4 protein-coding genes are annotated in these 7,443 nt (G+C 59.8%); all 4 read right to left on the bottom strand.

The window, feature by feature from the left end:
- Nucleotides 1–109 precede the first annotated feature (109 nt).
- The 4 genes from G3480_RS24285 to G3480_RS24270 all read right to left on the bottom strand — a co-directional run bounded on the left by G3480_RS24285 (nucleotide 110) and on the right by G3480_RS24270 (nucleotide 7,210).
- A complete protein-coding gene (locus tag G3480_RS24285; protein WP_164656809.1) occupies nucleotides 110–1,504 on the bottom strand; it encodes a hypothetical protein in 1,395 nt (464 codons plus the stop codon).
- Between the two features lie 609 nt (nucleotides 1,505–2,113).
- Complete coding sequence (locus G3480_RS24280) at nucleotides 2,114–3,262, bottom strand: rhamnosyltransferase WsaF family glycosyltransferase (RefSeq protein WP_206171874.1); 1,149 nt, start codon at nucleotides 3,260–3,262, stop codon at nucleotides 2,114–2,116.
- Nucleotides 3,263–3,579: 317 nt separating this feature from the next.
- Nucleotides 3,580–5,112 carry a transposase gene (locus G3480_RS24275; RefSeq protein WP_164656807.1) on the bottom strand — a complete coding sequence of 511 codons (1,533 nt, stop codon included), beginning with the start codon at nucleotides 5,110–5,112 and terminating at the stop codon, nucleotides 3,580–3,582.
- A gap of 586 nt (nucleotides 5,113–5,698) precedes the next feature.
- Nucleotides 5,699–7,210 carry a transposase gene (locus G3480_RS24270; protein ID WP_240906030.1) on the bottom strand — a complete coding sequence of 504 codons (1,512 nt, stop codon included), beginning with the start codon at nucleotides 7,208–7,210 and terminating at the stop codon, nucleotides 5,699–5,701.
- Nucleotides 7,211–7,443 lie beyond the last annotated feature (233 nt).

Raw genomic sequence — 7,443 nt, 5'->3', positions numbered from 1 at the left:
GGCGCTCCTGCCACTCCTTCAGGCCGTTTCATCGCCTACTGAAACACTCGGTTTTGGGCCAACCGATGATCAAGGCCGAAAAGGGCACTACCGGAGTCGGTTCACGGCTTCAGCCACTGAGCCTGTGCCTGTCCGGCCAATGATGCTGCACCCACATGCGCGCGCGCTTGTAGGCGCGTCCAGTGGATAGGATCGCAACCAAGATGGCTCGGTGCACCAGGCCTAGATCGCGCCGGTGCCAAAGCCCCGAGGTCCACTGGGTCTGCTTGATGTAGAGAATGACCTCGCGCCGATCCCGAGAGGAAATGAGACCGCGCAGGATCTTGATGGGCGACGGCACCTGCCGCTTGTCCACGAAGAGACCCACGCCGAAGACGTCGTTATGGTTCAGTTTGGCATAGGCTTCTGAGATCTGCCGCTTTGGCTTAGTGATAAGACCACCCCAGGCGTCGCAGGCAAGCTCGCGCAGCTCCGCACTGCGGATCTTGTGATGCTCGCGGGCGTGCGCCCAATGCTCGCACGCGAAGAGTACGCCGTCCTGAAAGTGCCTGACAGTGTCCTCATAGATAGCCGTCTCAGATGGCTCGGTCAGACGCTTCGCGGATGGCCGGCCATCCGAATCAAATCCATAGCCCATGACACTGCCGTGTGGCGAGCTACAGAGCATCTCCATGGGCGATACGGCATCAAGCAGATGCGTAAAGCCGAGTCCGAGGTTAGCGTTCGGACCATAGGCATGCTTCAAGCAATTTTGGGGCTGCACATTGAGAAACCTCTGCAGCCCCAAGTAGTAGCCGACGAATCGATTGCAGGGAAAAATCAGGGCCAGATTGTCCTGGATAGTTCCTCGCCAACCGATATCCACGATGCCGATCGAGGACCCATCGTCGACCATGCCACGACTCTCGAGGTAAGCAAGCGCGGCGCTGCGATCCGCCTTGATTTTATCGGTGAGGATCCCTTTGAACTCGTCGTCGCTGAATAGCTCCTTGACCCGCTCATCCTGCCAGGGATGAATGATGCCCTCTTCGAGTGCAATCCCGTGGCGGGCGCAGGCAATCTCGAGCGCAGCCGGCTCTACTCCGAGCGACCGAGCGAGCGCGAACATAGACTGGCTACTGTAGAGACTCCACAGGCGCATCATCTCCTTAATACTCAAAGACCTCAGAGATGCGGAGAAAGTGGCGAGGCGACTCACCTCAAGAATATAGGCGGGCGGCGGCGAACCATGGCCAAGGCGCTCGCCCGGAAAGACGCGCGCAAAGACCCGGTGGAACAGCTCCCCCTCTCGGGTGAAAAAGAACAGCCGACCGACGCAGTCGGTCAAACTCTGCTCGGCGATGAAGAGGGCATACCCAAAAAAGAGCGGTGCAGCCCGCAGACCAAGCTCAAAGGTCGCGCGCTGGGTCGACCCCATAACCTGGAGCAGCCCGGCTGCTGCTTCCAGCGCCTCTTGGTCCAGCCGGCGGAAGAGTGCTTGGCGGTCGGTACAGTGGATAATCAAAGTCTCGGACGTATCTTCTTCAGTCTAAAAGCAAAGCGGCTTATCGACGCCGCGCTTCCCCGGAATCGCCTTCACGGAATAACTAGACTGAATGATCGCCAAAATGCACCTAGCCCGGATATTTCATAAGCCACGCTAACCCTTTGTTTCTCTAACGCAATGATATGTCTTGTTTTTCCGGAGCCAAATCTCATTCTTCACAATATAATCAATTGGTTATCTGTCGTCGCTGTCGGTTTACGAAATATTCGGGTTAGGCAGAGAGTCTGCTCAATTCAAATAGGCTAGCGTGTCATTCTTATCGAGGATGCGGGCTTTCTGGCGCTCACGCTCGCAGCCCGATAGCAGCTATCGGGGCTCGAAGACAAAGCATGCGACGACTTCCAAAGGCCACGGAGCCCCTGCACCACCAAAACTCCGCTGTGCGGGCATGTCTATCGTCCATTGATCCACGTGTCCGCGACTAATGCACCCCTAACTGTTTCGCTTCGAGGTTAGCATCTTTGCGCTAAATCGGGCAGCACAAAACCGAGTTCCTACCGACCGGCGTTAGAGCCGCGGCGCAAGCACCAGTCGCGCCTGAGTTCGCGCGTACGACATAAGCCAGCCTCACCGGCGATCGAGCAGACGACGCATCACCCGTCCCACCATCGCGACCAAGCCCCGCAGCCAGGGACTCAGCGTATTGATAAATGCGTTCGGCGGCTGGTTGATTCGCGAGCGCAGCCAAGCCGGCAACAGCGCGACCCGACGCCCTGGGCGCACCGGCAACCCCAGGTACAGACGCTCTTCGCCATCGTCGGTGGGCGGCTCGTGACCCGCGAGGCCGCGCTCGACGGCTTGAACGAACTGCCGTCCCTCCATGTCGATGCTGCGATGAGACATGAAATGTCGCCCAGCCTCGCCCATGCGGCGTCGACGTGGCTCGTCCTCGAGCAATTGCAGGATCGCCTCAGCAATCGCCTCCGCGCTCGGCTCGCTCAAGAGCACGGCCTCGCCCGGAAAGTCTTGAATCGTCGTCCCACCCCAGAGTTCCACGACAGGCAGGCCCGCCGCCATCATTTCAAAAGGAACGCGAGACGGATTCGACGAGCTGAGACTGAGACCGAGGACACTGCGATTATAGAGGACATTGCAAGACTCGACCCCGAGCAGCCCCAGATGCTCATGCTCGAGCCAGTCAGGGCCCTTTTCCTTGGACCCATAGAGCTGGATACGGACATCGGGCACCAGGTGCTTGACAATGCCCAGCGCACTCAAGCCGATACGCGCACAGCGGCGCGGCTTCTCGGGCTGATAGAGAAAGCAGACAGACAACTCTCTCCGGATCTCAGACAGAGGGCGGTAAACGTCGAGATCCGCGCCGAAGTCGAAATGGTAGGCGGGCAGCGCGAAGCGACTGGCCAGTTCCTGCTTGAGCCAGCGGCCGATGGTCACCGGCGTCAGACCCGTTCGATATGAGCCCTCCGCCAGCAAATAGGTGTCCCCAATGGGATTGAACCAGGCTTCGTAGTCCTGCACGAAGTAGAGCTTACAGCAATCGAACGGCAGGTCCCGGACGATAACTGCGGAGTACCAAATGGTCGCGATGACGGCGTCCGCGGGGGTGACCGCGCCCCAACCATAGCTCACACGCGCAACGTCAACGCCAAACAATTGCCGAACCTGCTTGCGGGCTCGCGCCTCGCTCCCGACACCCTCGATGTAGAGATGGCAGCAATGGCCGGCGCGCTCGAGCGCCTGGGCCTGCTGGAGCATTGTCCGAATTCCTCCCGAGCCCTGCACTAGCCTCGGAATGAGCCAGGCTATGCTCGCCATTCGTCGGATTGGAGGATCGTGATCGATGTCATGGAAAATTCATCCATTTAGTGTTGTAATCGTGAGCCCCCTCCGAAAAGCCGTTTCTCCGTGGAGGCTCCCTGGCCGCGAGCCTGAGCATTGGGGACGGAGGCTTGCCGCGCGAGCGAGGGCTTTTACACAGTAAGAGGGCGAAAATAGGTCGCTTTTAAGCACTCCTCGGAAGGCTATCCGCGATCGGAGCCGTTGGCGCGTGTTGGAGGGGCCTTGCCCCGCGTTCAGGCCATCATCTCGGCCTGTTTCTCCTGATAGATGACAATACGCTTGATGTTGATCCACGCCACTCGGCACACCGCCCAGAGCTGAACGGCACATCGCCCACGGTACTTCAGGTTCTTTTTGCGCGTGTGGTAGGAAAGCTGAAAGATGCTCGCCTCGACATTGCAGCGGCGATTGAAGAACTCGCGGGGAAGGGCCTCGGTTCGTCGTCGGCAGGCCGCCGCATCGATGGTTTTGTCGGTGATGTAGCGCCACTTGCCGTCAACGCGAAACCGATAGCGCCCGGGCTTGTATTCCTCGGCCAGTTGGCGCTCACCGCTCTGGCGGTCGATGACCACGACGCCGTCGTCGCTGCGCTCATAGTCGTATTGCCCTGGTTTGCCAGGGAAGCCGGTGTAATAGATCTCCTTATCCTGCTCCTGGGCGTAGGCTTCGTTGGTCTCGCTGTAGTAGGCGCCGTCCGCCGAGATCTCCTGCGCCGCAGTCTCGAGCACCTGCTCGCTGCTCTGCACCGCGTCCTTCAGATAGCCGTTGTCGGCGGCGGTCGCCGGCTCGACTTGGACGTCAACGATGAGGTTGAGCCCCTCCTGACAGGTCTCGGTGAGGTTGACGCTGTAGCCACGCACCGTCTCGTCGCGCTTCTTGCGGTAGGCGGCGTCTTCGTCATGCGGCGATTGGAGCGAGTCGGCGCTGATCTCCTGGGCGGGCTTGAGCACGACGCGGGGCTCCTCGCCCGCCTCGTCGATCTGGTATTGCTCGAGCAAGAGCCGCTCAATGAGCGCATAGCGCGGGCTGCTCTGGAGGTCGTCAGCCTGATGCAGGCGCAGCAGCACCTGGCCAAGCGCTTCGAGCCAGGTCTGCTTGGTCGTCTCCTCAAGCCGATAGATGTGCTGACTCGGGCGCTTGGCGCACAAGCGATCCAAGAGGGCTCTGTCCGCTTCGCTCAAGCCGACCTTCTGCTCATCCGTCAGACTCTTCCAGAACGCTTGCAGACATCCAATGACCAGCTGCAGTCGGGTGCAGGCGGCCAGATTGCTACCCAGCAGGGTGCTGTCCATGCGCAGGCGCTCGCCCACCACCCCAAGGCGCTTGGCCTGGTCACGCGTGAGTTCTTGGAAAACCTCTTTGAGCAGGTTGCTGCCCGTCTCAACCTGGTAGCGATACAAGCGCCGCTTGAACAGGTAGTAAGTCGACTCGACCGGAACCTCGTCGGTGAGATTCATGAGGCCCAGGGCGCGGCGCACCAGCAGGTTGAAATGAATCGCTTCAAACAACTCCTCGTCACTCCAGCCGAAGCCTTCCTTGAGGATCAGCATCCCCACGAGCAGGCGCAGAGGCGCGTTCGGGCGACCCGTCGCGTCATCGAACAGCTCGGCAAAACGCTCCTCGGGGACGCGCTTGACGACCTGATCGAGGAAGACGTTCTGCCAAGCGTTTGGGTCGTTTAGCTTCTCCTGGTCGCGCGCGCGCGGAAACTGCTCGACGTTGCTGAAGAGGTCGGTCTGGCTACTGTCTGGGCTGGCTCGGAACATCGTCTGACAGACTCAGCTGAGATTTTGGTTGCACGGCACTATTCTACCAGCCCTCGGCTCCACGTCGGCAGGTCCAGGGCTTTTCGGATGGGACTCAACCATGCAGTCCAAAGCTTACCGTCGGCGCTTCAGCCCCAAACCTTGCGGGGCCGCCCGGACGCGCCTGGCCCAGCGCGAAACCATCCTTCGCCATCGAACCGAGCTGATATTACTCCGCGCACACCTTTTCGGACCAACTACCAAGCATCTGCCTTCTCGGCTCTAGGCGTCCAGAGGCACGCCAAGGATACCAGGTCTACAGCCGACACCCCCCGACGGGCGTTGCGACAGCTAGGGCCTCTGCGTCGTCGGTCATGGCTGTAACGGAGAGATTGCGATACCAGACATCAGCTGGAACCTGTCCCTGTGGGATCGGAATTACGACTGGACCGACGAGGGAGAGGAATGGAGCATGCCTATCCGGTTGGCACAGGAACGCTCTACATGTAGTGAACTGGCCATGTTGCCGTATGCCGCAGAAAATCGAGCTTGTGTGAAAGCCATTGTAACTCACGTTTCGGAGTTGAAATTCACCATAGTGACGGCCTCATGCCTCCATAGAATCAGGCTCTACGCCCTCCAACTGGAGGGTGAAGTCATCGAGTTGTAATGCCTGGACAAAGAAGCGCTGCACCTGCTCATCGATGGCGCTCATCACCACGGCGGTGGCGTCCCCGAGCGTCTCCTGGAGTGCGTCGACGGCCTCGGCGATCAATGCTCGGAAAAACCCCCACAGTCGCTTGGCGAAATCCAGGTGAGTGAGCTGCTCGCCGATGGCGGCGCGGACCTCGCAGACGCGCGCCCCTGCGCCCTGCAGTTGTCCGAGCGCCAGCAGGCAATAGCGCACGGCGGTCAAGTGAATCGAGGCCACGTGGGAGGCGAAGGTCTCGGTTTGCTCCCAGAGCAAGCCCAAATACTGCTTGGCTTCCTTGAAGTACACCTCAATGCTCCAGCGCAAGGCGTCGGTTTCCAAGATGGTTGCCGGGGAGAGGGCGCGATCGGTGCTCAGGAACAGCGCCCAACGGTTCGCCCCAGCGGGGCCGTCAGCGTCTTGGCTGAGGCCGCGGACAAAGAGCAGACGCACCGGGATCCACGCCACCTCGCCGTCGCGGTCCACGCTCAGCTCCACATCCAGGCAATCGGCTTGATAGGGCACGCCCTTGAGGGTCTGCCAGTGCTTGCGCACGCTGTGACGGTACAGCCCTTGGGCGTCCAAGCGTTGGGTGTGTTGTGCCCCGTCCTCCCAGGTCGTGAGGCGATACTTCATCGTGTTTTTCTTCATCCGCACGATCGCCGTGAGGTTGAGATCCAACGCCGTCTTGATCATGGTCTTGGTCCCGAACCAGGCATCGGCCAACAGCACATCGGCATCCAATCCCTGGCGCTGCGCGCGTCGCAGCATGTCCGCGGCCAACTGCGGCTTGGTGCGATCCCGCGCGTCGGCGTAGCGACGCGCCTCGACGCTGCGTCCATCACGAAAGCCAGCCTTCAGCGGATGCGCGCCTTTGCTGCTGATGTAAATGTCGCTATCCAGGGGCAGGAAGGTTTCCTGCGTGGCCAAGCCCAGCGTGAGAACCTGCTGACCTTTGACGGTGCGTCCGCTGAGATGATCGAAGTGCCGCGAGACCCCTTCCAGGCGCTGACCTCGGCGCGTCTTCACCGAGTCGTCCAAGACGTAGGCACGCAGGGGGCTGTCCTTGAAGTGACCGGCGCGATAGACCTTGAGCGCCACCGCGCCATGAAAGGCGCGCCAATTGAGATCTTCGCGGGCCAGGACATCATAGAGCGCGTCCTTGTTGGCCGCGGTGAAACTGCGCAGCGACTGGCGTGCGAATAGGGCGATGCTCTCGCGCCCAACCCACACCCACATCAACAGGAGATAGACGATTTGCGCCGCCGCCAGGCCACTGCGTTTGTGAAAGCCTAGCTTCGTGAGCAGCGCCGAGAGCCTCAAGTCGCGCCACAGATCGGCGAACAGGTTATCCGCCAGGGTCTGCGTCTCGCTCAGGAAACCGCTGGTGAGACTTGGCAGCGCCGTCTGGGATGTGGGAGTCTTCATCGTGGCCTCTTGAGTGGTTGTCATGATTCAAGCACATGACATTTTACCATTCTTGAGGCCATTATTCCTTAATAAACAACCTATTGGATCCTTTTTAGACGCTGCATAGGAACTAAGCAACTGATTCGCTGTCGAAAAAATCTGAATAACATGGCAATTTAATACGAATGCCCTCTTTTCATTCGGAGGAGATCAAGATGAATTCAGACAATGCCCATACACCTTTACGCTAT

The sequence above is a fragment of the Thiorhodococcus mannitoliphagus genome, from assembly GCF_010915725.1.
Classification (GTDB): domain Bacteria; phylum Pseudomonadota; class Gammaproteobacteria; order Chromatiales; family Chromatiaceae; genus Thiorhodococcus; species Thiorhodococcus mannitoliphagus.
This window is presented reverse-complemented; position numbering and strand designations above follow the sequence as displayed.